Origin of the sequence: Enterobacter roggenkampii (assembly GCF_001729805.1) — a bacterium.
Classification (GTDB): Bacteria; Pseudomonadota; Gammaproteobacteria; order Enterobacterales; family Enterobacteriaceae; genus Enterobacter; species Enterobacter roggenkampii.
Window position 1 is genome coordinate 516,574 of sequence record NZ_CP017184.1, and the last position, 23,027, is coordinate 539,600.

The 23,027-nt window shown below is 59.8% G+C and carries 20 protein-coding genes and 1 pseudogene; 9 read left to right on the top strand and 12 right to left on the bottom strand.

Annotated features, from left to right (window positions below):
• Positions 1–327: 327 nt before the first annotated feature.
• Both mgtA and BFV67_RS02425 read left to right on the top strand, forming a co-directional pair.
• Positions 328–3,036 carry a magnesium-translocating P-type ATPase gene (gene mgtA, locus BFV67_RS02420; RefSeq protein WP_025911996.1) on the top strand — a complete coding sequence of 903 codons (2,709 nt, stop codon included), beginning with the start codon at positions 328–330 and terminating at the stop codon, positions 3,034–3,036.
• A 202-nt stretch (positions 3,037–3,238) separates the two neighbouring features.
• Entirely contained in the window at positions 3,239–5,623 is a 2,385-nt protein-coding gene (locus BFV67_RS02425; RefSeq protein ID WP_069597802.1) for a beta-N-acetylhexosaminidase, read from the top strand.
• Positions 5,624–5,675: 52 nt separating this feature from the next.
• On the opposite strand, the gene ridA is transcribed toward BFV67_RS02425, so the two are convergent.
• The 4 genes from ridA to BFV67_RS23110 all read right to left on the bottom strand — a co-directional run bounded on the left by ridA (position 5,676) and on the right by BFV67_RS23110 (position 7,681).
• Positions 5,676–6,062: a 2-iminobutanoate/2-iminopropanoate deaminase gene (ridA, locus tag BFV67_RS02430; RefSeq protein ID WP_008501391.1), complete on the bottom strand. Its 387-nt coding sequence runs from the start codon at positions 6,060–6,062 to the stop codon at positions 5,676–5,678.
• 73 nt (positions 6,063–6,135) lie between these two features.
• Complete coding sequence (pyrI, locus tag BFV67_RS02435; RefSeq protein WP_008501390.1) at positions 6,136–6,597, bottom strand: aspartate carbamoyltransferase regulatory subunit; 462 nt, start codon at positions 6,595–6,597, stop codon at positions 6,136–6,138.
• 12 nt (positions 6,598–6,609) lie between these two features.
• Complete coding sequence (gene pyrB / locus BFV67_RS02440; RefSeq protein WP_023326589.1) at positions 6,610–7,542, bottom strand: aspartate carbamoyltransferase; 933 nt, start codon at positions 7,540–7,542, stop codon at positions 6,610–6,612.
• Positions 7,543–7,576: 34 nt separating this feature from the next.
• A complete protein-coding gene (locus BFV67_RS23110; protein ID WP_022646880.1) occupies positions 7,577–7,681 on the bottom strand; it encodes a pyrBI operon leader peptide in 105 nt (34 codons plus the stop codon).
• On the opposite strand from BFV67_RS23110, the pseudogene BFV67_RS24090 reads away from it, so the two are divergent.
• A pseudogene (locus BFV67_RS24090) lies at positions 7,661–7,778 on the top strand (hypothetical protein). The gene BFV67_RS23110 and the pseudogene BFV67_RS24090 overlap by 21 nt on opposite strands.
• A gap of 3 nt (positions 7,779–7,781) precedes the next feature.
• Here BFV67_RS24090 and BFV67_RS02445 read toward each other — a convergent pair.
• The 5 genes from BFV67_RS02445 to arcA all read right to left on the bottom strand — a co-directional run bounded on the left by BFV67_RS02445 (position 7,782) and on the right by arcA (position 12,966).
• Positions 7,782–8,261 carry an arginine repressor gene (locus BFV67_RS02445; protein ID WP_025912003.1) on the bottom strand — a complete coding sequence of 160 codons (480 nt, stop codon included), beginning with the start codon at positions 8,259–8,261 and terminating at the stop codon, positions 7,782–7,784.
• Positions 8,262–8,341: 80 nt separating this feature from the next.
• Positions 8,342–9,745 carry a YfcC family protein gene (locus tag BFV67_RS02450; RefSeq protein WP_008501387.1) on the bottom strand — a complete coding sequence of 468 codons (1,404 nt, stop codon included), beginning with the start codon at positions 9,743–9,745 and terminating at the stop codon, positions 8,342–8,344.
• Positions 9,746–9,792: 47 nt separating this feature from the next.
• The gene (gene argF / locus BFV67_RS02455) at positions 9,793–10,797 is read right to left on the bottom strand and encodes an ornithine carbamoyltransferase (protein WP_008501386.1); all 1,005 of its coding nucleotides are present in this window, start codon (positions 10,795–10,797) and stop codon (positions 9,793–9,795) included.
• Positions 10,798–10,823: 26 nt separating this feature from the next.
• The gene (gene arcC / locus BFV67_RS02460; protein ID WP_023293410.1) at positions 10,824–11,735 is read right to left on the bottom strand and encodes a carbamate kinase; all 912 of its coding nucleotides are present in this window, start codon (positions 11,733–11,735) and stop codon (positions 10,824–10,826) included.
• A 10-nt stretch (positions 11,736–11,745) separates the two neighbouring features.
• Entirely contained in the window at positions 11,746–12,966 is a 1,221-nt protein-coding gene (arcA, locus tag BFV67_RS02465) for an arginine deiminase (RefSeq protein WP_008501384.1), read from the bottom strand.
• A 674-nt stretch (positions 12,967–13,640) separates the two neighbouring features.
• Between arcA and BFV67_RS02470 the strand changes: the two genes are divergently transcribed.
• The 5 genes from BFV67_RS02470 to BFV67_RS02490 all read left to right on the top strand — a co-directional run bounded on the left by BFV67_RS02470 (position 13,641) and on the right by BFV67_RS02490 (position 20,438).
• Positions 13,641–14,093, top strand: coding sequence for a YhcH/YjgK/YiaL family protein (locus BFV67_RS02470; protein WP_069598936.1), 453 nt, complete (start codon positions 13,641–13,643; stop codon positions 14,091–14,093).
• Between the two features lie 223 nt (positions 14,094–14,316).
• Positions 14,317–15,225 carry a 2-keto-3-deoxygluconate aldolase gene (yagE, locus tag BFV67_RS02475; RefSeq protein WP_069597803.1) on the top strand — a complete coding sequence of 303 codons (909 nt, stop codon included), beginning with the start codon at positions 14,317–14,319 and terminating at the stop codon, positions 15,223–15,225.
• Positions 15,226–15,239: 14 nt separating this feature from the next.
• Positions 15,240–17,207: a xylonate dehydratase YagF gene (yagF, locus tag BFV67_RS02480; protein ID WP_069597804.1), complete on the top strand. Its 1,968-nt coding sequence runs from the start codon at positions 15,240–15,242 to the stop codon at positions 17,205–17,207.
• Between the two features lie 226 nt (positions 17,208–17,433).
• Positions 17,434–18,816, top strand: coding sequence for an MFS transporter (locus tag BFV67_RS02485; RefSeq protein ID WP_069597805.1), 1,383 nt, complete (start codon positions 17,434–17,436; stop codon positions 18,814–18,816).
• A gap of 11 nt (positions 18,817–18,827) precedes the next feature.
• Positions 18,828–20,438 (top strand): glycoside hydrolase family 43 protein, encoded by a 1,611-nt coding sequence (locus BFV67_RS02490; RefSeq protein ID WP_069597806.1) that lies wholly within the window; start codon positions 18,828–18,830, stop codon positions 20,436–20,438.
• Between the two features lie 4 nt (positions 20,439–20,442).
• Here the strand turns inward: BFV67_RS02490 and xynR are convergent, their stop codons facing one another.
• From xynR to argL, 3 genes are all read right to left on the bottom strand, one after another.
• Positions 20,443–21,201: a DNA-binding transcriptional repressor XynR gene (gene xynR / locus BFV67_RS02495; protein WP_069597807.1), complete on the bottom strand. Its 759-nt coding sequence runs from the start codon at positions 21,199–21,201 to the stop codon at positions 20,443–20,445.
• A gap of 191 nt (positions 21,202–21,392) precedes the next feature.
• Positions 21,393–22,397, bottom strand: coding sequence for an ornithine carbamoyltransferase (gene argF / locus BFV67_RS02500; RefSeq protein ID WP_069597808.1), 1,005 nt, complete (start codon positions 22,395–22,397; stop codon positions 21,393–21,395).
• Positions 22,367–22,462 carry a putative translational regulatory protein ArgL gene (argL, locus tag BFV67_RS24550; protein ID WP_213014347.1) on the bottom strand — a complete coding sequence of 32 codons (96 nt, stop codon included), beginning with the start codon at positions 22,460–22,462 and terminating at the stop codon, positions 22,367–22,369. Before argL ends, argF (BFV67_RS02500) begins: the two co-directional genes overlap by 31 nt.
• A 99-nt stretch (positions 22,463–22,561) precedes the next feature.
• On the opposite strand from argL, the gene rraB reads away from it, so the two are divergent.
• On the top strand, positions 22,562–22,987 hold the full coding sequence (rraB, locus tag BFV67_RS02505) for a ribonuclease E inhibitor RraB (protein ID WP_008501374.1): 426 nt from the start codon (positions 22,562–22,564) through the stop codon (positions 22,985–22,987).
• Positions 22,988–23,027 lie beyond the last annotated feature (40 nt).

Here is a 23,027-nt window from a genome sequence, read left to right on the forward strand (position 1 = left end):
ATGGGCTAAATCTGGTTTACGTTCGGTTTATTTGCAGGGGGGTATAATACCGCCCGAATCATCAAAAAGGGTACGCTTAAATCCTTATACTGCGCGGCGACACCCTACTTTTTACTTACCGGAGGCTTCATGGATCCCGATCCCACACCTCTCCTGAACGGGAGAATGCGTTCTTTCCGGTAAGCCAGCCTGCTGCTGACTCACCGGTGATGTGAGGCAGCAGCGTCCCAAACGTTCCTGCTTGAAAAATTGAGTGCCTCTCAGGTACGGTTTTGCCACGCCTGAAGGAAATGCTGCGTCCGCCCTTGCGGATGCGGAGGAATGACGATGTTTAAAAATATCACCCGGCAGCTGCAGGCCCTGCTGAGCCGCCACCTGCCACACCGTCTTGTTCAGCGCGACCCGCTGCCAAACGCCAAAAACATAGCGGGGGCGGCGATCCCCGCGTCCCTGACCGAACGCTGCCTGAACGTGGCGGCGATGGATGAAAACGAAGTCTGGCGCGCCTTTGGCGGGCACCCGGAAGGGCTGAACGCGGCAGAAGTGGAAAAAATCCGCGCCGTGCATGGCGATAACCTCATTCCGGCGCAAAAGCCCTCTCCGTGGTGGGTGCATCTGTGGCTCTGCTACCGCAACCCGTTCAACCTGCTGCTGACCGTGCTTGGCCTCATCTCCTACGCGACGGAAGATCTGTTTGCCGCAGGGGTGATTGCCCTGATGGTGGGCATCTCCACGCTGCTGAACTTTATTCAGGAGGCCCGCTCCACCAAAGCGGCGGACGCCCTGAAGGCGATGGTCAGCAACACCGCGACCGTCTCGCGCGTGATCAACGATCTCGGCGAAAACGCCTGGGTGGAATTGCCTATCGACCAGCTGGTGCCGGGCGATCTGGTGAAGCTGGCCGCGGGGGACATGATCCCGGCGGATTTACGCATCATCCAGGCGCGCGATCTGTTTGTGGCGCAGGCTTCCCTGACCGGCGAATCCCTGCCCGTTGAAAAGGTGGCGCGCAGCCGCGACCCGCAGCAGATGAACCCGCTCGAGTGCGACACCCTGTGCTTTATGGGCACCACGGTCGTCAGCGGCACCGCGCAGGCGATTGTCACCGCCACCGGGGGAAACACCTGGTTTGGTCAGCTTGCCGGGCGCGTCAGCGAGCAGGAGAGCGAGCCGAATGCCTTCCAGAAAGGGATTGGCCGCGTCAGCATGCTGCTGATCCGCTTTATGATGGTGATGACGCCAATCGTGCTGCTGATTAACGGCTACACCAAAGGCGACTGGTGGGAGGCGGCGCTGTTCGCGCTCTCCGTGGCGGTCGGCTTAACGCCGGAAATGCTGCCGATGATTGTGACCTCTACGCTGGCGCGCGGGGCGGTGAAGCTCTCTAAACAAAAGGTGATCGTCAAACACCTTGATGCCATTCAGAACTTTGGCGCGATGGACATTCTCTGCACCGATAAAACCGGCACTCTGACGCAGGACAAAATCGTGCTGGAGAACCACACCGATATCTCCGGCAAAACCAGCGAGCGCGTGCTGCACAGCGCGTGGCTGAACAGCCATTACCAGACCGGGCTGAAAAACCTGCTCGACGTCGCCGTGCTGGAAGGCGTGGACGAGGAGGCCGCCCGCACGCTCTCCGGCCGCTGGCAGAAGGTGGATGAGATCCCGTTCGACTTCGAGCGCCGCCGTATGTCGGTGGTGGTGAGCGAGCAGCCGAACGTGCATCAGCTGATCTGCAAAGGGGCGCTGCAGGAGATCCTCAACGTGTCGACGCAGGTACGCTATAACGGCGACATCGTGCCGCTGGACGACACCATGCTGCGCCGCATCAAGCGCGTCACCGACAACCTCAACCGTCAGGGGCTGCGCGTGGTGGCGGTGGCGAGCAAGTTCCTGCCCGCGCGGGAGGGGGATTACCAGCGTATTGACGAATCCGATCTGATCCTCGAGGGCTACATCGCCTTCCTCGATCCGCCGAAAGAGACCACCGCCCCGGCGCTGAAGGCGCTGAAGGCGAGCGGTATTACCGTGAAAATCCTCACCGGCGACAGCGAGCTGGTGGCGGCCAAAGTGTGCCACGAGGTTGGGCTGGACGCGGGCGACGTGGTGGTGGGGAGCGATATTGAACATCTCTCTGATGACGAACTGGCGAAGCTGGCCCAGCGCACCACGCTGTTTGCCCGCCTGACGCCGATGCACAAAGAGCGCATCGTCACCCTGCTTAAGCGAGAAGGGCACGTGGTGGGCTTCATGGGCGACGGCATCAACGATGCGCCCGCCCTGCGTGCGGCGGATATCGGTATCTCCGTAGACGGGGCGGTCGATATTGCCCGCGAAGCGGCGGATATCATTCTGCTGGAAAAGAGCCTGATGGTGCTGGAGGAGGGCGTGATCGAAGGGCGCCGTACCTTTGCCAATATGCTCAAGTACATCAAGATGACCGCCAGCTCCAACTTCGGTAACGTCTTCAGCGTGCTGGTGGCGAGCGCGTTTCTGCCGTTCCTGCCGATGCTGCCGCTGCACCTGCTGATCCAGAACCTGATGTATGACGTGTCTCAGGTGGCGATCCCGTTTGATAACGTGGACGACGAGCAGATCCAGAAGCCGCAGCACTGGAACCCGGCAGATCTTGGGCGCTTTATGCTGTTCTTTGGCCCGATCAGCTCCATCTTCGACATCCTGACCTTCTGCCTGATGTGGTTTGTGTTCCATGCCAACACCCCGGAACATCAGACGCTGTTCCAGTCCGGCTGGTTCGTGGTCGGGCTGCTGTCGCAGACGCTGATTGTGCACATGATCCGCACCCGCCGCATTCCGTTTATCCAGAGCCGCGCCGCGTGGCCGCTGATTGTGATGACGGGGATTGTGATGGCGCTCGGCATCGCGCTGCCGTTCTCACCGCTGGCAAGCTACCTGCAGCTGCAGGCGCTGCCGCTGAGCTACTTCCCGTGGCTGGTGGCGATCCTCGCCGGTTATATGGTGCTGACCCAGATGGTGAAAGGGTTCTATGCGCGTCGGTATGGGTGGCAGTAAGTTATGTTTGCCGGGTGGCGGCTTCGCCTTGCCCGGCCTACTCCCGAAACGTAGGCCCGGTAAGCGCAGCGCCACCGGGCAATAGCTTTCCTCCCAAATTCAACAACCTGTGATCTCCGTCGGCGCATTCGCTTGACGACAAATTGAGCGCATGTTAACAGAATGTTTTGCCTTTATTTGGCCCGTCAGATAAGGAACATTCATGTTACGGTACAGTCTCTTAACCGCCGGGCTGATGCTCGGCGCCTCTGCCTTTGCCGCCCCGGCAGGGGATCTCCCCTTAATGCCCTGGCCTGCGAAGGTCGAACGCCCGACCACCCAGGGCGCACTGGTGCTCAGCAACAACGTTTCTGTAAGCGTCAGCGGGGACGATCTCGGTGATGCGGTGAACCGACTGCGCCAGCGCATCGCCCTGCAAACCGGCTGGACGCTGCAGCCTCAGGCTGAAAAGCCAGACAAACCAACTATCCGCATCGCCATCGCTAAAAAGGTGAAGCCGCAGCCGCTGCCGGACAGCGATGAAAGCTATAAGCTCACGGTGGACGCCAACGGCGTGAACATCTCCGCCAACACCCGCTTCGGTGCCTTGCGCGCCATGGAAACCCTGCTCCAGCTAGTGCAGAACGGGGCGGAAAACACCTCGATCCCGTGGGTGACCATTGAAGATTCACCGCGCTTCCCGTGGCGCGGGCTGCTGCTCGATTCGGCACGCCACTTTCTCCCGCTGCCGGATATCAAACGCCAGATCGACGGCATGGCCGCGGCGAAGCTCAACGTGCTGCACTGGCATTTGACCGACGACCAGGGCTGGCGCTTCAGCTCGAAGCGTTATCCAAAATTAACCCAGCTTGCCAGCGACGGGCTGTTCTACACGCCTGAGCAGATGCGCGAGGTGGTGCGTTACGCCGCCGAGCGCGGTATTCGCGTGGTGCCGGAGATCGACATGCCGGGCCACGCCTCGGCGATTGCCGTGGCCTACCCGGAGCTAATGAGCGCGCCGGGGCCGTACGCCATGGAACGCCACTGGGGCGTGCTGAAGCCGGTGCTGGATCCCACAAAAGACGCTACTTACGCTTTTGCCGACGCGATGGTCAGCGAACTGGCGGCGATCTTCCCCGATCCGTATCTGCACATCGGCGGTGACGAGGTGGACGACAGCCAGTGGAAAGCGAATCCGGCCATCCAGCAGTTTATGCGCGACAACAGGCTGGCGGACAGCCACGCGCTGCAGGCGTACTTCAACCGCAGGCTGGAAACGATCCTTGAGAAGCATCACCGCCAGATGGTCGGCTGGGATGAGATCTACCATCCCGATCTGCCGAAAAGCATTCTGATCCAGTCCTGGCAGGGCCAGGACGCGCTGGGGCAGGTGGCGCAGAGCGGCTACAAGGGCATTCTGTCGACCGGCTTTTATCTCGACCAGCCCCAGTCCACCGCCTATCACTACCGCAACGAGATCGTCCCGCAGGGGTTAAACGGCGTGGACGTGATAGCGGATACCGACAGCGCCCAGAGCTGGGCCTTCTCCATGCCGCGCCTGAAGGGCAAGCCGGTGGAGGGGAGCTTCACGCTGGTGAAAGGGGATGCCGGCTGGCGCGGGTTTATTGATTTTGCCGGGAAATCCCGCCGCGCGGTGCAGGATATTGAATGGCGGGATGACAATCAGGTGACCTTCACCGTCGATACCTGGATGGGCGAAACGCGCCCGGTTGTCACCGTTGATAACGACAAACTCTCCGGTTATTTCCTCGTCGGGAATACGCGCTACCCGATTAGCGGCACGCGTCTGGACGACGTGCCGAAAGGCGTTCCGCCCGTCGTGCCGGACGTGGCGAACCAGTCCAACCTGCTCGGCGGCGAAGCGGCGCTGTGGGCGGAAAACGTGGTGGCGCCGGTGCTGGATATTCGCCTGTGGCCGCGTACGTTTGCGGTGGCGGAGCGGCTCTGGTCCGCGCAGGACGTCAACGACGTCGACAACATGTACACCCGCCTGCAGGCGATGGACAGCTGGTCGACGGTGTCGGTCGGGCTGCAGCAGCATACCCAGCAGCAGGTGCAGTTCACGCGCCTCGCCGGTAATGCCGACACCCTGCCGCTGCAGGTCCTCGCGCAGGCGATTGAACCGGCTCAGTATTACACCCGCCAGCACCTGAAGTTCCGGGCCGGAAACTACCATCAGTTCGAGCCGCTCAACCGCTTTGCGGATGCGCTGAACGCCGAAAGCACCACCGTGCGCCAGATGCACAAGTGGGCGGACCGCCTGGTGAGCGATGCGGAAGACACGGAAAGCGCCGACGCCCTGCGCCACGTCTTTAACCGCTGGCAGAGCAACACCAGCGACGCGCTGGCCTTAAGCGAAAACAGCTATCAGCTGAAGGCGATAAAGCCGGTGATCCAGGAGGTGGATAAGCTGGCGTCGATTGGCCTGCGGCTCACCGACCTGGTGGCGCGTCAGGGCACGCTGGATGACAAAGAGATCGCCTCGATTCAGAGCGAGCTGGATAACGCGGCGAAGGTGCAGGACGAAGTGGTGATTGCGGCGGTGTACCCGCTGGAGACGCTGCTTCGCGCCACGCGGAATCAGTAGCGGGCCATAAAAAAAGGCAGCCTGGGCTGCCTTTTTTCATCGCCAAAGCGAATTAGCGACGAACGGCAATCGCTTCGATTTCAATTTTCACGTCTTTTGGCAGACGCGCCACTTCCACGCAGGAGCGCGCCGGGAAGGTGGCGTTATGCTCGGTGAAGAACGCTTCGTAGGTGGCGTTAACGGTCGCGAAATCGTTCAGATCCTTCACGAACACGGTGGTTTTCACGATATCACCCACTTTCAGGCCGGCAGATTCAACGATAGCCTGCACGTTTTCCAGCGACTGACGCGCCTGCGCCGCGACATCTTCCGGCACCGCGCCGGTTTTTGGGTTTACGGGGATCTGACCTGAAGTGATGATCATGCTGCCCAGATCAACGCCCTGAACGTAAGGGCCGATAGCGGCTGGTGCATTTTCCGTCGCGAGTACTTTGCTCATGTTTTCTCCAGAATTACAGCGTTAAGAATGTTCCCGGCCATTATAACAGCCGGGATTTCATTACCAACCTCAATTAGTTGGCCAGCACCACATAATGAGAAAACTCTTTTTCGCAGTATTTGCATTTGAGCGCGATGTCATTCGCGCGCTTTTTCACTGCGAAACTGGAGGAAACCGGTTCAGCATGACTGATGCAGTTGCTGTTCGGGCAGACCAGCACGCTTTCGATACGTTCTGGCAGGCTCGGGCGGGATTTGCCGACCACTTCGTACTCGTCGATGCGGTTGACCGTGGCGTCCGGTGCGTACAGCGACAGCTGGTTAACCTGCTCGTCGGTCAGGAAGGTGTTCTCAATTTTAATCAGGTCCTTGCGGCCCATTTCACCCGACGGCAGATTCAGGCCGATGGTGATGCGCTGGTCGGTTTCGGTCAGTTTGAAAAGCGTCAGCAGCTTAAAGCCCACCTGTGCAGGGATGTGGTCAATCACGGTGCCACGCTTGATGGCTTCAACCTGGAGTTTGTTATCGTGTGTCATGGTCGTCTCCCCTTACAGAGCTAATTCGCGATTCAGAACCAGTGCCAGTAACGCCTGGCGAGCGAAGATGCCGTTCCCGGCCTGCTGGAAGTACCAGGCGTGCGGCGTTTTATCCACGTCTGTGGTGATCTCATCGATGCGCGGCAGCGGATGCAGGACCTTCATGTTGTCGCGCGCGCCTTCCAGGTCGCTGGCGCGCAGCACGAACTGCGCCTTCACGTTGGCGTATTCGGACGGGTCCAGACGCTCTTTCTGCACGCGGGTCATGTACAGAATATCCACGTGGCTCATCACCTCTTCGATGCTGGCATGCAGGCTCCACGCAATGCCTTTCTCGTCCAGCATGTCGAGAATGTACTGCGGCATCGCCAGCGCCTCCGGGGCAATGAAGTAGAAGCGGTTGCCGTTAAATTTCGCCAGCGCCTGGGTCAGGGAGTGGACGGTGCGGCCATACTTCAGGTCGCCAACCATGGCGATATTCAGGTTCTCAAGCGTGCCCTGCGTCTCCTGAATGGTGAACAGATCCAGCAGCGTCTGCGTTGGGTGCTGGTTGGCACCGTCACCGGCGTTCAGCACCGGAATGCCGCCGGAAAACTCGGTTGCCAGGCGCGCCGCGCCCTCCTGCGGGTGACGCATCACAATCGCGTCGACGTAGGTGCTGATCACTGAAATGGTATCCGCCAGGGTCTCGCCTTTTTTACCCAGCGACGTGTTGCTGCTGTCAGAGAAGCCCACCACGCTCGCGCCCAGGCGGTGCATGGAGGTCTCAAAGGAGAGGCGGGTGCGGGTCGAGGCTTCAAAGAAGCAGCTCGCAATCACCTTGTGCTTCAGCAGCTCCGGTTGCGGATTGGCCTTCAGTTTTGCCGCGGTTTCCAGAACCAGTTCCAGCTCTTCGCGGCTGAGGTCGTTTATGGAAATGATGTGTTTTTGATAAAGCGGATTCATGTTTATCTCCTGACGCCGGGCAAAAAAAAGCCCCTCAAATGAGGGGCTCTGGGAATAGGTTTAGCAACGGGAAGAAAAACGGCAGGCCAGCGTCTGATTTCAGACGCGGTAAGACGTTATGTCGTACACGCTTGACCATGCTTCCTCCCGGCAAATTGTCGGGCATTATACGCAGCTCGCTTTTCGGATCAAGCGATTTAATGCACGCTTTACTCAATGCAAACGGTTCTTTGTGAATATTAATGCGTTCTGAGTAAATAATTAATTTGCTTATGCACCAGCGCGGTGCGCTTTACCACCCGGGGGGCGACCCAGACAATACTGCTGCCGGCCACCACGCCTAAAATTTCCGGAAGCTGGTGATAATCCAGAATACGCGCCACCGCGCGGCCATATCCGGCGACGGTATGGACAAGGATAAACTCGCTATTATGCTCAACGCTGACCACCATTTCCGAAACGGTACGCGCGGCGTCGGGGGCAGGGCGCAGCTGAGGATTCAACGAATAAATCTTTAGCCCTTTGGCATTTCGAATTTTTATGACTCCGAGCAACTTCAGCAATCGCGAAACGGTCGACTGGCTGATGCTGTCAAACCCTCTCTCCTGCAGGTCGCGGCGAATCTCTTCCTGCGAAAGGTAACTCTTTTCGGCGATCAAACGCTGGCACACCGTGAGCTGCAGCTGTTCTTTGGGAGAGTACTCTTCGTAATCCATCATGTTTCCCATATCAGTTCCCGAAATAACCGGTGACACCGCACCGATCCGTAGGCCGGATAAGCGCAGCGCCATCCGGCAAATTACAACAACGCCCCCAGACTTAACGCCACCATAATCACCACCGTCAGGATCGCCAGCAGCGGCGCCACCCATTTCAGGTAGCGCACGTAAGGTACCCGGGCGATAGCCAGCCCGCCCATGACCACCGCAGAGGTCGGCGTGACGAGGTTAACGATGCCGGAGGCCGACTGGTAAGCCGTAACCACCAGGTCGCGGTTGACGTTAGCGAAATCAGCAAGCGGCGCCATGATCGGCATCGTCAGAACGGCCAGGCCGGATGAAGAAGGCACAAGAAACGACAGCACGACTTCCAGCCAGTACATCACGTTGATAAACGCTACCGTGGACAACCCGCTGACCAGCCCTTCCGCGCTGTGCAAAATGGTGTGGGTAATCATGCCCTTATCCATGATGACTACGATACCGCGCGCGATGCCGATAATCAGCGCGACGCCCAGCAAATCTCGCGCGCCGTTGATAAACGTCGACGTCAGCTCCTCTTCGCTCATGCGGGCAATCAGGCCGACGATGATCGCGCTGGCGAGAAACACCGCTGAAATCTCCGCCATCCACCAGCCCAGCACCGCCACGCCGTAAATCATCACCGCGAAGGCCAGAGCGAAAATCACCAGGATGATTTTGCGCACCGGGGTGAATTCCAGGGACTGTTCGCCCTTGTTGCCGAGGAAATGGGCGAGGTTCTCCTCCTGCTTGTCTGCAACGATGGACTGCGAGGGATCCTTGCGTACCTTGCGGGCGTAGCGCATCACCCACGCCACGCAGATGATCCAGCCGATGACCAGCAGCGCCACGCGCAGGGCGATGCCGTTGGTGAAGGGGATCCCGGCGGCGTTGGCGGCGATCACCGTGGCAAACGGGTTAATGGTGGAGCCGAGGGTGCCGATCCCCGCCCCGAGCAGCACGGTAGAGGCGGCGACAACCGGATCGAACCGCGCGGCCAGCATCACCGGCACCAGTAAGGTATAGAAGGGCAGCGACTCTTCGGCCATACCGTAAATCGTGCCGCCTGCGGCAAACAGCGCCATCAGGATCGGGATCATCCACTCCTCGCGTCCGCGCAGCCGGGTGGTTACACGCTCGATCCCGGCGTCAATCGCCCCGGTTTTGGTGACGATCCCGAGGAATCCCCCGATGATCAGAATAAACAGCGCCACGTCGATCGCCCCGGCCTGGCCGGATTCCGGATCGTACAGCCCGGCAATCGGCGCCATCAGCACCGAAACCAGCCCCTGCGGATGCGCCGCGACGTGCGCGTAGGTGCCTGCAACGGGGACGTCTTTGCCGAGCGCCTCGTTCATTGCCATATGGTACTGCCCGGCCGGGACAATCCACGTCAGCACGGCCACGACGGCAATCAGAAAAAAGAGAATGGTGTAAGCGGAGGGAAACTTGAACTTGCCCATGATGTTCTCCTGAAACCCGGCGCACCCCGCGGCGCGCCGGGCGGTGATTAGTCGCCGAGTGTCGCCACCATGACCGCTTTAATGGTGTGCATGCGGTTCTCTGCTTCGTCGAAGACGATGGAGTTCGGTGATTCGAAGACCTCTTCCGTTACTTCCAGCCCCTTCAGCCCGTACGCCATCTCGATCTCGCGGCCCACCTTAGTGTGCTCGTTGTGGAATGCCGGCAGGCAGTGCATGAATTTGACGTTCGGGTTGCCGGTGGCCTTCATCACCTGCGCGTTAATCTGATACGGCTTCATCAGGCTGACGCGCTCGGCCCAGGCTTCCTTCGGCTCGCCCATGGAGACCCACACGTCGGTGTAGAGGAAATCGGTCCCCTGCACGCCTTCTTCCACGTCGTCGGTGAGGGTGATGCGCGCGCCCGTCTCTTTCGCAATGGCGCGGCACTGCTCAACCAGCCCCGCTTCCGGCCAGAAGGATTTCGGCGCAACGAGGCGGATATCCATCCCCATCTTGGCCGCACCGACCATCAGGGAGTTGCCCATGTTGTTGCGCGCGTCGCCGAGATAGGCAAAGCTCAGCTCAGGCAGGGTTTTGCCCGGGGAGTGCTCCAGCATGGTCATCAGGTCGGCGAGAATTTGGGTCGGGTGGAACTCGTCGGTCAGGCCGTTCCATACCGGCACGCCCGCGTACTCGCCCAGCTCTTCGACGATGGCCTGGCCGTAGCCGCGGTATTCGATGCCGTCGTACATGCGGCCCAGCACGCGGGCGGTGTCTTTCATCGACTCTTTATGGCCAATCTGCGAGCCGCTTGGGCCGAGATAGGTGACCTGCGCGCCCTGGTCGAACGCGCCCACTTCGAAGGCGCAGCGGGTGCGGGTGGAGGTTTTTTCAAAGATCAGGGCGATGTTTTTCCCGACCAGGGTTTGCTTCTCGCGCCCGGCTTTTTTGGCGGCCTTGAGCTCGATGGCGAGGTCGATCAGGTACTGGATCTCCGCCGGGGTGTAGTCCAGCAGTTTCAGGAAGTTGCGGTTTTTCAGGTTGATGGTCATGGGTAAATCCTTTTTAAAATGAGTGTTCAGTTACGAATCAACGTGCCTTTCTCGCCCGCGAGGATCTCCGCGCCGTCGGCCAGCGCGCCGATCCCGGCTATCCCGTTGCAGGCTTCAACGAACTCGCGGCAGGCGGCCACCTTCGGCCCCATCGATCCGGCGTCGAACTGCATGCCCCTGAGCAGCTCCGGCGTTACCTGCGCCAGCGGACGCTGGGTTGGTTTGCCCCAGTCGAGGTACACCGCGTCGGCATCGGTCAAAATCAGCAGGGCATCGGCTTCGATCTGGCGCGCCAGCAGGGCGGCGGAGAGGTCTTTATCGATTACCGCCTCGATCCCGCGATAGCCGTTGGCCTGTTCCACCACCGGCACCCCGCCGCCGCCGTTGCAGATCACCAGGTGATCGCGCTGGATCAGCGCCGTGATGGCGTCGCTCTCAACGATGCGCTTCGGCTGCGGCGACGGCACCACGCGGCGGACGTAGCTGCCGTCGGCCTTAAACACCCAGCCTTTCTCTGCGGCCAGCGTTTTTGCCTGGGCTTCGCTGTACACCGGGCCGATGTATTTGGTCGGGTTGCTGAAGGCCGGGTCGGCGGCGTCCACTTCCACCTGGGTGAGCAGAACGCTCACCTCCCGCTGCGGCAGGCTGTTTTTCAGCGCCTGCTGGAGCATGTAGCCGATCATTCCCTGGCTTTCGGCGCCAAGAACGTCCAGCGGGTAGGGCGTGACTTTGTCGTAGGCGCTGTTTTGCAGCGCCAGCAGTCCGACCTGCGGGCCGTTGCCGTGCACAAGCACCACGCGCCACTGCGCCGTTAAGCCGGCGATGGTGCGGGCGGCCTGCTCGATGTTCTGGCGCTGGATCTCCGCTTCCAGCGGCTCGCCGCGCTTGAGCAGCGCGTTGCCGCCCAGGGCCACAACCAGAGTGGGTTTTCGTTCCATGATGGCTCCTTTAAATTCCGTCGCGTTCCAGCGGGCAGCTCATGCAGCGCGCGCCGCCGCGGCCGCGTCCGAGTTCGTCGCCCGGGATAGGCAGCACGGTGATACCCGCTTTGTCGTACTTCTCGTTGGTCCAGACGTTGCGCTCGTAGCCGATCACCACGCCCGGGCGAATGGTGAGCACGTTGTTGGCGTCGTTCCACTGCTCGCGTTCGGCCTCAAAGGCGTCGCCGCCGGTGGTGATAAGACGTACCTGATTAATGCCGAGCGCCTTCTCGATGGCGTGCAGCAGGTCGGTTTCCTGGGTGCGCAGCAGGCCGCCGCGGCCGTCCGGGGTGAGCGTCCAGCACTGGGCGTCTTTGCGCACCACTTCCGGGTACACGGAGAAGGTATCCACGTCGATGTGGGTCATGACGGTGTCGAGGTGCATGCAGGAGCGGTGTTTTGGCAGCTCAACGGCGATGACGCGCTCGGCCTGGCGGTGTTTGAACAGGCTGTTGGCGAGGAACTCCACGCCCTGCGGCGTCGTGCGCTCGGACATGCCGATCAATACCGCACCGCGGCCAATGACTAATACGTCGCCGCCTTCTAAGGTGGCGTGGTCGTAATTAATATTCTCGTCGCCGAAATACTTAATAAAATCGCCGTCGGCGAACGCCGGGTGCCAGCGATATATTGCCCGCAGGTTATTGGTTTCACGCTGACGCGCCGGTTTGGCCATTGGGTTAATAGAGACGCCGTTATAGATCCAGCAGGAGGTATCGCGGGTAAATAAATGGTTTGGCAGCGGCTTCATAATAAAATCATTCGCCGTGTGGGTATCCACCACCATATTTTTAATGGCTGCCGGAATTTCACCGTAGGTTAATCCGCCGCTTAATCTGCGCGCCAGTTCCCGGTGCGGCATATCCGCCAGCCAGCCGCGCACGTCGCCTGCAAAGGTTGGGCCGAGGCGGTAGTCAGAGATTTGCGTCTCCAGCAGCCAGGCTTTCGCCTCAGCGATATCAAGGGTTTGTGTCAGCAGGTCGGTCAGCAGCAGGACTTCCACCCCCTGCTCACGCAGCGTGTTGGCGAAGATGTCATGCTCCTCACCCGCCCGCTCAACCGAGAGCACGTCATCGAAAAGCAGCTCCTGACAGTTTGATGGCGTTAAGCGTTTCAGACTTAAATTTGGGCGGTGCAGCATAACGCTACGCAATTGACCAATTTCAGAACCGACGTAATGCTTTTCCATAATTATTCCTTTAACTTTTTTCAGAATAAAAAGGGCATGCGCCATGTCATGTATTTAATTGCATGGCGGCTAAGCTCAATTGATTTCGTGGTTCATACTAGGCAGTTAAATAATCCGTATTGTGATATTGCTCACGCGTAAATGGATATTAAGCGGTTTGTTTTCATTTGCATGATTCGCATCAGATAATGATTAATTGGCTATTCTGGCGAGGTGAATAGCTAAGCACTATCCGTTGTCATTATTTGCAGTTGTTAGTGTTTTGTAGAATTTCATGCTTTGAAATATTTTGTTAAGCCATTGATTTTAATTGTTTTTAAAGGCGGCAGGGAATGGCTATGCAATATTGCTAATTAACTATTTTTGGCTTAAGGAAAATCAATAAATATTTATTGAATTTAATAGCAAATTATCAAAGTGATAAAATGTGAAGCTGTAGCGAGTTTTGTTGTTAAGGCATGACGATCAGTAAGTTAGCGCAAGGCCGTGATAACGAAGAACTGAAGATATGCATAATGACTGCATAAATGCCTGCGAGGGCTTAACAGCAAATTAACACCATTCCCGATAAACATGCGCTCGCGCAAATCCCGCCTAAAAAGGACTGGTATGGCAGTCGGGATTCTCGTATAAAAGATAAAAATGAAACGTTGTTTTATATTGAGGGTATTCTGATGATTATCGGCAACATCCACCATCTGCAGTCCTGGCTGCCTGAGGATCTGCGTCAGGCCATTGAGCACGTTAAAACTCACGTCACCGACACCACGCCGCTCGGCAAGCACGACGTCAACGGCAACAGCCTGTTTTATCTGGTCTCCGAAGATACAACCCAGCCGTTCGCCGAGCGTCGCGCCGAGTACCACGCGCGCTATCTGGATATTCAGATCGTGATGAAGGGACAGGAAGGGATGACATTCAGCAGCCTGCCGCCCGGCACGCCGGACACCGACTGGCTGGCGGACAAAGACATCGCGTTCCTGCCGGAAGGCGAGCAGGAGAAAACCGTGGTGCTGAGCGAAGGGGATTTTGTGGTGTTCTGGCCGGGTGAGGTGCACAAGCCGCTGTGCGCGGTGGGGGCGCCTGCTAAGGTCAGGAAAGTGGTGGTGAAGATGCTTGTAGAGTAACCCCTTTCCCAAGGGGAGAGGGTGTAAAAGTCCCCTCTCCCTGTGGGAGAGGGTTAGGTTGAGGGCATCAGGCCGCACCTTCCAATATGTGATCCAGCTTAAATTTCCCGCACTCCCTCCTCATCTCTCATTTACCTGCGCTTTTCCTGCGTCATAGTATGATCGTTACTTTAATGAACGCTGTTCTATAATGTAGAACAAAATGATTCAGCAAGGAGATCTCATGCCGCAGTCCGCGTTGTTCACGGGAATCATTCCCCCTGTCTCCACCATTTTTACCGCCGATGGCCAGCTCGATAAGCAGGGCACCGCCGCGCTGATCGACGATCTCATCAAAGCAGGCGTTGACGGCCTGTTCTTCCTGGGCAGCGGCGGCGAGTTCTCCCAGCTCGGCGCCGAAGAGCGTAAAACCATTGCCCAATTTGCTATCGATCATGTCGATCGTCGCGTACCGGTCCTGATCGGCACCGGCGGCACCAACGCCCGGGAAACCATTGCGCTGAGCCAGCACGCGCAGCAGGCAGGGGCGGACGGCATCGTGGTGATCAACCCTTACTACTGGAAAGTGTCGGAAGCGAACCTGATCCGCTATTTCGAACAGGTGGCGGACAGCGTTACGCTGCCGGTAATGCTCTATAACTTCCCGGCGCTGACCGGGCAGGATCTGACCCCGGCGCTGGTGAAAACCCTGGCCGACTCGCGCAGTAACATCGTCGGCATCAAAGACACCATCGACTCCGTTGCCCACCTGCGCAGCATGATCCACACCGTCAAAGGTGCCCATCCGCACTTCACCGTGCTCTGCGGCTACGACGATCATCTGTTTAATACCCTGCTGCTCGGCGGCGACGGGGCGATATCGGCGAGCGGCAACTTTGCCCCGCAGGTGTCGGTGAATCTTCTGAAAGCCTGGCGGGAGAAAGACGTGGCGAAAGCGGCTGAGTATCATCAGACCCTGCTGCAAATTCCTCAGATGTATCAGCTGGATACGCCGTTTGTGAACGTCATTAAAGAGGCGATCGTGCTCTGCGGCCGCCCGATTTCCACGCACGTGCTGCCGCCCGCCTCGCCGCTGGACGAGCCGCGCAAGGCGCAGCTGAAAACCCTGCTGCAACAGCTCAAGCTCTGCTGAGCCGGACGATAACCATGACCATCGAGAAGATTTTCACCCCGCAGGACGAGGCGTTTTATGCCGTCATCACCCACGCGGCGGGGCCGCAGGGCGCGCTGCCGCTGACCCCGCAGATGCTGATGGAATCCCCCAGCGGCAACCTGTTCGGCATGACGCAGAACGCCGGGATGGGCTGGGATGCCAACAAGCTGACCGGCAAAGAGGTGCTGATCATCGGCACCCAGGGCGGCATTCGCGCCGGGGACGGACGCCCGGTTGCGCTGGGCTACCACACCGGCCACTGGGAGATCGGCATGCAGATGCAGGCGGCGGCGAAGGAGATCACCCGCAACGGCGGGATCCCGTTTGCGGCCTTCGTCAGCGATCCCTGCGACGGCCGTTCTCAGGGCACGCACGGCATGTTCGACTCCCTGCCGTACCGCAACGACGCGGCGATCGTGTTTCGCCGCCTGATCCGTTCCCTGCCGACGCGCCGGGCGGTAATAGGCGTGGCAACCTGCGATAAAGGGCTGCCCGCCACCATGATTGCCCTGGCCGCGATGCACGACCTGCCGACCATTCTGGTGCCGGGCGGGGCGACGCTGCCGCCGACCGTGGGGGAAGATGCGGGCAAGGTGCAGACCATCGGCGCGCGCTTTGCCAACCACGAACTCTCCCTGCAGGAGGCCGCCGAGCTGGGCTGTCGCGCCTGCGCCTCGCCGGGCGGCGGGTGTCAGTTCCTCGGCACGGCGGGCACCTCGCAGGTGGTCGCGGAAGCGCTGGGCCTGGCGCTGCCGCACTCCGCGCTGGCCCCGTCCGGGCAGGCGGTGTGGCTGGAGATCGCCCGCCAGTCGGCACGCGCGGTGAGCGAGCTGGATAACCGCGGCATCAACACGCGCGATATCCTGACTGACAAAGCCATCGAAAACGCGATGGTGATCCACGCGGCGTTCGGCGGCTCGACGAATTTACTGCTGCACATTCCGGCCATTGCCCACGCGGCGGGCTGCACAATCCCAGACGTAGAGCACTGGACGCGCGTCAACCGTAAGGTGCCGCGCCTGGTCAGCGTGCTGCCCAACGGCCCGGACTATCACCCGACCGTGCGCGCGTTCCTCGCGGGCGGCGTGCCGGAGGTGATGCTCCACCTGCGCGATCTCGGTCTGCTGCACCTGGACGCCATGACCGTGACCGGCCAGACGGTGGGCGAAAACCTCGACTGGTGGCAGGCCTCCGAGCGCCGGGCGCGCTTCCGCCAGTGCCTGCGCGAGCAGGACGGCGTGGATCCGGATGACGTGATCCTGCCGCCGGAGAAGGCAAAAGCGAAAGGGCTGACCTCAACGGTTTGCTTCCCGACGGGCAACATCGCGCCGGAAGGCTCGGTGATCAAGGCCACGGCGATCGACCCGTCGGTCGTCGGTGAAGATGGCGTTTACCGCCACACCGGCCGGGCGCGGGTGTTTGTCTCGGAAGCGCAGGCGATCAAGGCCATCAAGCGGGAAGAGATTAAGCAGGGCGATATCATGGTGGTGATCGGCGGCGGGCCGTCCGGCACCGGCATGGAAGAGACCTACCAGCTTACCTCCGCGCTGAAGCATATCTCGTGGGGCAAGACGGTGTCGTTAATCACCGATGCACGCTTCTCGGGCGTGTCGACGGGCGCCTGCTTCGGCCACGTGTCGCCGGAGGCGCTGGCGGGCGGGCCGATTGGCAAGCTGCGCGATAACGACATCATCGAGATAGCCGTCGACCGACTGACATTAACGGGCAGCGTGAACTTTATCGGCACCGCGGATAACCCGCTGACGCCGGAGGAGGGCGCGCGCGAGCTGGCAATGCGGCAGACGCACCCGGACCTGCACGCCCACGACTTTTTGCCGGACGATACCCGGCTGTGGGCGGCGCTGCAGTCGGTGAGCGGCGGCACCTGGAAAGGCTGTATTTATGACACCGATAAAATTATCGAGGTAATTAACGCCGGTAAAAAAGCGCTCGGCATTTAATTATTTTCTAAGATAAAACCGTCTGCGGGAAATATTCCGCGGACGGTTTTCGCATGTCTGTAATTTGCTAATTTAAACAATACGTTGCGATATATCGTTGGCGTCACAAAAGCAAAATAACGTAATTCGGAAATAAGATATGACCATTGCTGGTTAATTGAACAGCTCATTACACTCCATTAACACGATGTTGTAATTCAGCACACTACATAAGGGTGTAATTCTGATGACGCAATTAACCATGAAAGACAAAATTGGCTACGGGCTGGGTGACACCGCCTGCGGCTTCGTCTGGCAGGCCACGATGTTCCTGCTGGCCTATTTCTACACCGACGTCTTCGGCCTGTCGGCGGGCATTATGGGAACGCTGTTTTTAATCTCCCGCGTGCTCGACGCCGTGACTGACCCGCTGATGGGGCTACTGGTCGACCGCACCCGCACGCGGCACGGCCAGTTCCGCCCGTTCCTGCTGTGGGGCGCCATCCCGTTTGGCATCGTCTGCGTGCTGACCTTCTACACGCCGGACTTCTCCGCGCAGGGCAAAATCATCTACGCCTGCGTGACCTACATTCTTCTGACCCTGGTCTACACCTTCGTTAACGTGCCCTACTGCGCCATGCCCGGCGTCATCACCGCCGACCCGAAAGAGCGTCACGCCCTGCAGTCGTGGCGCTTCTTCCTGGCTGCGGCGGGATCGCTCGCCATCAGCGGCATTGCCCTGCCGCTGGTGAGCATCATCGGCAAGGGGGACGAGCAGGTGGGCTATTTCGGCGCCATGTGCGTGCTGGGCCTGACCGGCGTGGTGCTGCTCTACGTCTGCTTCTTTACCACCAAAGAGCGTTACACCTTTGAGGTGCAGCCGGGCTCGTCGGTGGCGAAAGATCTCAGGCTGCTGCTGGGCAACGGCCAGTGGCGCATCATGTGCGCGTTCAAGATGATGGCGACCTGCTCCAACGTGGTGCGCGGCGGGGCGACGCTCTACTTCGTGAAATACGTGATGGATCACCCGGAGATGGCGACCCAGTTCTTACTCTACGGCAGCCTCGCCACCATGTTCGGCTCGCTCTGCTCCTCTCGCCTGCTGGGCCGCTTCGACCGCGTCACCGCCTTCAAGTGGATCATCGTCGCCTACTCGCTGATCAGCCTGCTGATTTTCGTCACCCCGGCGGAGCACATCGCGCTGATTTTCGCCCTCAACATCCTGTTCCTGTTCGTCTTTAACACCACCACGCCGCTGCAGTGGCTGATGGCCTCTGACGTGGTGGATTACGAAGAGAGCCGCAGCGGGCGCCGCCTCGACGGCTTGGTGTTCTCCACCTACCTGTTCAGCCTGAAGATTGGCCTGGCAATTGGCGGAGCGGTGGTGGGCTGGATCCTGGCGTACGTGAACTACTCCGCCAGCAGCAGCGCGCAGCCGGTGGAAGTGCTGACCACCATCAAAATTCTGTTCTGCGTGGTGCCGGTGGTGCTCTACGCGGGCATGTTCATCATGCTGTCGTTCTATAAGCTCACCGATGCCCGCGTGGAGGCCATCAGCCAGCAGCTGATCAAGCACCGCGCGGCGCAGGGCGAGGCCGTTCCCGACGCTGCGACAGCCGCATCCCATTAACCGGAGGCAATATGGAAATCACCAACCCAATACTCACCGGCTTCAACCCGGACCCGTCCCTGTGCCGTCAGGGCGAGGACTACTACATCGCCACCTCGACCTTCGAGTGGTTCCCCGGCGTGCGCATCTACCACTCCCGCGACCTGAAAAACTGGTCGCTGGTCAGCACGCCGCTGGACCGCGTGTCGATGCTCGACATGAAGGGCAACCCGGACTCCGGCGGCATCTGGGCACCGTGTCTGAGCTACGCCGACGGCAAATTCTGGCTGCTCTACACCGACGTAAAGATTGTCGACTCGCCGTGGAAAAACGGCCGCAACTTCCTCGTCACCGCGCCGTCCATTGAGGGGCCATGGAGCGAGCCGATCCCGATGGGCAACGGCGGGTTTGATCCGTCCCTGTTCCACGACGACGACGGCCGCAAGTACTACCTCTACCGTCCGTGGGGGCCGCGCCACCACAGCAACCCGCACAACACCATCGTGTTGCAGGCGTTTGACCCGCAGACCGGCACCCTCTCGCCCGAGCGCAAAACCTTGTTTACCGGCACGCCGCTCTGCTACACCGAGGGGGCGCACCTTTATCGGCACGCGGGATGGTACTACCTGATGGTGGCCGAAGGGGGCACCAGCTACGAGCACGCCGTCGTGGTGCTGCGTTCCAAAAATATCGACGGGCCGTACGAGCTGCACCCGGACGTGACGATGATGACCAGCTGGCACCTGCCGGAGAACCCGCTGCAGAAGAGCGGCCACGGCTCGCTGCTGCAGACCCACACCGGGGAGTGGTACATGGCCTATCTCACCAGCCGCCCGCTGCGCCTGCCCGGCGTGCCGCTGCTGGCCTCCGGCGGGCGCGGCTACTGTCCGCTGGGGCGCGAGACCGGTATCGCCCGCATTGAATGGCGCGACGGCTGGCCGTACGTGGAAGGGGGCAAGCACGCGCAGCTGACCGTGAAAGGCCCGCAGGTGGCCGAGCAGCCTGGCGCCGCTCAGGGTAGCTGGCGAGAGGACTTCGACGGCAGCACGCTTGACCCTGAATTGCAGACCCTGCGCATTCCGTTCGACGACACTCTCGGCTCACTCACCGCGCGCCCGGGCTATTTACGGCTCTACGGCAACGACTCGCTCAACTCGACCTTTACCCAGTCGACCGTGGCGCGCCGCTGGCAGCACTTTGCCTTCCGGGCGGAAACGCGGATGCAGTTCTCGCCGGTCCACTTCCAGCAGAGCGCGGGGCTGACCTGCTACTACAACAGCAAAAACTGGAGCTACTGCTTTGTGGACTACGAGGAGGGGCAGGGGAGAACCATCAAGGTGATCCAGCTCGACCACAACGTGCCGTCATGGCCGCTGCACGAGCAGCCGATTCCGGTGCCGGAGAGTGCAGAGAGCATCTGGCTGCGCGTGGACGTGGATACGCTGGTTTACCGTTACAGCTACTCGTTCGACGGCGAGACGTGGCACACCGTGCCGGTCACGTATGAGGCGTGGAAGCTATCGGACGACTACATTGGCGGGCGCGGTTTCTTCACCGGCGCGTTTGTGGGGCTGCACTGCGAGGACATCAGCGGCGACGGCTGCCACGCGGACTTCGACTACTTCACCTACGAGCCGGTTTAATGGCTCAGGCCGGGTAGCCCAGCGCGCGTGAGAGCTGGAGCCCGGCCTGCTGAAGCTGCTCGCGGAAATCAGCCAGCTCTGCGTCGTCCACGCGGGAGGTCAGCGTCGACAGGCTCAGGGCGGCAATCACGCGGGACTCGTGGTTCCACACCGGCACCGCCACGCAGCGCACGCCCTGCTCGTTCTCTTCGCTATCCAGGGCATAGCCCTGCTCGCGGGTCAGCGCCAGAGCGGCCATTAATGCTTCGCGAGAGGCGAGGGTGGAAGGGGTATAGGTGGTGTACTGATAACCCTCCAGCAGGGCGTTCAGCTCGGTCTCGCCCAGCCAGGCAATCAACACCTTGCCGATGGCGGTGGCGTGAACCGGCAGGCGGCGGCCAATGCGCGAATAGGCGATGGCGGCCAGCTTGCCTTCAATCTTCTCGATATAAACCCCTTCACGCCCGTCCAGTATCCCCAGATGGGTGGTCTGCCCGGTACGCTGGGACAGCTCCGTCAGCCAGCCTTTCGCCTTCTGACGAATATCGATGGAGCCCACGACAAAATGGCCGCGCTCGACCAGCTTCATGCCGAGGCGATACTTACCGTTTTCCGGGTTCTGATCGATATAGCCGTGTAGCTGCAAGGTTTTTAGCAGCGAGTGGAGGGTACTCTTGCTCAGCCCCATCAGTTTGCTGATGTCGGTGATCTTAAGCTCGGTGGCCTGCTCGTTGAACAGGTCGAGGATCTGCAACGCACGTTCAACAGACTGAATAATCGGCATAATGCTGGTATGTCCACGCTGGAATTAAGGCGAAAACGTACCTTTTTCGGGGTGAAAAATCAATGAAATGGAGCTGGCCTGATTCGCCCGGCGGCGCTACGCTTGCACGGGCCTACGGGTTGTGTAGGCCGGGTAAGCGCAGCGCCACCCGGCAAGAAGAGCGCACCGAATCAATAAAGTGGGAGAAAGGATCACTCCCCAAGCGTCGCCACCATCACCGCCTTAATCGTATGCATCCGGTTTTCCGCCTGGTCAAACACGATGCTCGCCGCCGACTCAAACACCTCGTCCGTCACTTCCATCCCGCCGTGCAGGTCGAACTCTTTCGCCATCTGCTTGCCGAGCGTGGTCTGGTCGTCATGGAACGCCGGCAGACAGTGCAGGAACTTCACGTCCGGGTTGCCGGTCAGCGCCATCATCTGCGCGTTCACCTGATACCCGCGCAGCAACGCAATCCGCTCCGCCCACTTCTCTTTGGCTTCGCCCATCGACACCCACACGTCGGTATAGATAAAGTCCGCGCCCTTCACGCCCGCCGCCACGTCTTCCGTCAGCGTGATTTTCCCACCGTGCTTCTCCGCCAGCGCGCTGCACTCTGCCACCAGGCTCTCTTCCGGCCAGCAGGCTTTCGGGGCCACCAGGCGCAGATCCAGCCCGGTCAGCGCCGCCGCTTCCAGCATCGAGTTGCCCATGTTGTTGCGCGCGTCGCCCGCGTAGACCAGCGTCATCTCGTTAAACGCCTTGCCCGGCAGGTGCTCCTGCATGGTCAGCAGGTCCGCCAGCAGCTGCGTCGGGTGGAACTCGTTGGTCAGCCCGTTCCACACCGGAACGCCCGCATACTGCGCCAGCGTTTCGACCACTTCCTGGCCGTGACCGCGATACTGAATGCCGTCGTACATCCGCCCGAGCACGCGCGCGGTGTCCTTAATTGATTCTTTATGCCCAATCTGGCTGCCGCTCGGCCCTAAATACGTGACGCGAGCGCCCTGGTCAAATGCGGCAACTTCGAAAGAGCAACGGGTACGGGTCGAGTCTTTTTCGAAGATGAGCGCGATGTTTTTGCCGGTAAGATTTTGTACTTCCTTGCCCTTTTTCTTATCGGCTTTGAGCTGTGCGGCAAGGGTCAGCAGAGAAGTGAACTGTGCAGGGGTAAAGTCGAGCAATTTCAGAAAGTGTTTCTTGTACAGATCAGACATTTTATCCTCACATGGCGAACGCCACTTATTGAATTAAAATTCACTTTATATGTGTAATTATTCATTTGCAACCCCGTTTCACAAATCTTTCCAACAAAGGTGGAGGCAAACCCGTCCGTGTGTGAAAATAGAAGTATCTGCCGCACTTTAAAGAGGATTGAGCCATGGCAAACCCGGAATTACTGGAAGAGCAACGCGAAGAGACGCGTCTGATTATTGAAGAGCTGCTGGAAGACGGTAGCGATCCGGACGCGCTGTACACCATCGAGCACCATTTCTCTGCGGATGATTTCGACGCGCTGGAAAAAATGGCCGTGGAAGCCTTCAAGCTGGGTTACGAAGTGACCGAGCCGGAAGAGCTGGAAGTGGAAGAGGGCGACACCGTCATCTGCTGCGATATCCTGAGCGAAGGCGCGCTGAAGGCGGAGCTGATCGACGCGCAGGTAGAACAGCTGATGAACCTGGCCGAGAAGTTTGACGTGGAATACGACGGCTGGGGAACCTACTTCGAAGATCCGAACGGTGAAGACGGCGAAGAAGGCGACGACGAAGATTACGTCGACGAAGACGACGACGGCGTGCGTCACTAAGCGTTTCAGGCGGTGGCGCGCGCCACCGCTTTTTCAAGGC

Excerpts from the sequence above, each read along its gene's own strand:
- mgtA (WP_025911996.1), top strand. The coding sequence starts at position 328 with ATGTTTAAAAATATCACCCGGCAGCTGCAGGCCCTGCTGAGCCGCCAC.
- BFV67_RS02425 (WP_069597802.1), top strand. The coding sequence starts at position 3,239 with ATGTTACGGTACAGTCTCTTAACCGCCGGGCTGATGCTCGGCGCCTCT.
- ridA (WP_008501391.1), bottom strand. The coding sequence starts at position 6,062 with ATGAGCAAAGTACTCGCGACGGAAAATGCACCAGCCGCTATCGGCCCT.
- pyrI (WP_008501390.1), bottom strand. The coding sequence starts at position 6,597 with ATGACACACGATAACAAACTCCAGGTTGAAGCCATCAAGCGTGGCACC.
- pyrB (WP_023326589.1), bottom strand. The coding sequence starts at position 7,542 with ATGAATCCGCTTTATCAAAAACACATCATTTCCATAAACGACCTCAGC.
- BFV67_RS23110 (WP_022646880.1), bottom strand. The coding sequence starts at position 7,681 with ATGGTCAAGCGTGTACGACATAACGTCTTACCGCGTCTGAAATCAGAC.
- BFV67_RS02445 (WP_025912003.1), bottom strand. The coding sequence starts at position 8,261 with ATGATGGATTACGAAGAGTACTCTCCCAAAGAACAGCTGCAGCTCACG.
- BFV67_RS02450 (WP_008501387.1), bottom strand. The coding sequence starts at position 9,745 with ATGGGCAAGTTCAAGTTTCCCTCCGCTTACACCATTCTCTTTTTTCTG.
- argF (WP_008501386.1), bottom strand. The coding sequence starts at position 10,797 with ATGACCATCAACCTGAAAAACCGCAACTTCCTGAAACTGCTGGACTAC.
- arcC (WP_023293410.1), bottom strand. The coding sequence starts at position 11,735 with ATGGAACGAAAACCCACTCTGGTTGTGGCCCTGGGCGGCAACGCGCTG.
- arcA (WP_008501384.1), bottom strand. The coding sequence starts at position 12,966 with ATGGAAAAGCATTACGTCGGTTCTGAAATTGGTCAATTGCGTAGCGTT.
- BFV67_RS02470 (WP_069598936.1), top strand. The coding sequence starts at position 13,641 with ATGATTATCGGCAACATCCACCATCTGCAGTCCTGGCTGCCTGAGGAT.
- yagE (WP_069597803.1), top strand. The coding sequence starts at position 14,317 with ATGCCGCAGTCCGCGTTGTTCACGGGAATCATTCCCCCTGTCTCCACC.
- yagF (WP_069597804.1), top strand. The coding sequence starts at position 15,240 with ATGACCATCGAGAAGATTTTCACCCCGCAGGACGAGGCGTTTTATGCC.
- BFV67_RS02485 (WP_069597805.1), top strand. The coding sequence starts at position 17,434 with ATGACGCAATTAACCATGAAAGACAAAATTGGCTACGGGCTGGGTGAC.
- BFV67_RS02490 (WP_069597806.1), top strand. The coding sequence starts at position 18,828 with ATGGAAATCACCAACCCAATACTCACCGGCTTCAACCCGGACCCGTCC.
- xynR (WP_069597807.1), bottom strand. The coding sequence starts at position 21,201 with ATGCCGATTATTCAGTCTGTTGAACGTGCGTTGCAGATCCTCGACCTG.
- argF (WP_069597808.1), bottom strand. The coding sequence starts at position 22,397 with ATGTCTGATCTGTACAAGAAACACTTTCTGAAATTGCTCGACTTTACC.
- argL (WP_213014347.1), bottom strand. The coding sequence starts at position 22,462 with ATGAATAATTACACATATAAAGTGAATTTTAATTCAATAAGTGGCGTT.
- rraB (WP_008501374.1), top strand. The coding sequence starts at position 22,562 with ATGGCAAACCCGGAATTACTGGAAGAGCAACGCGAAGAGACGCGTCTG.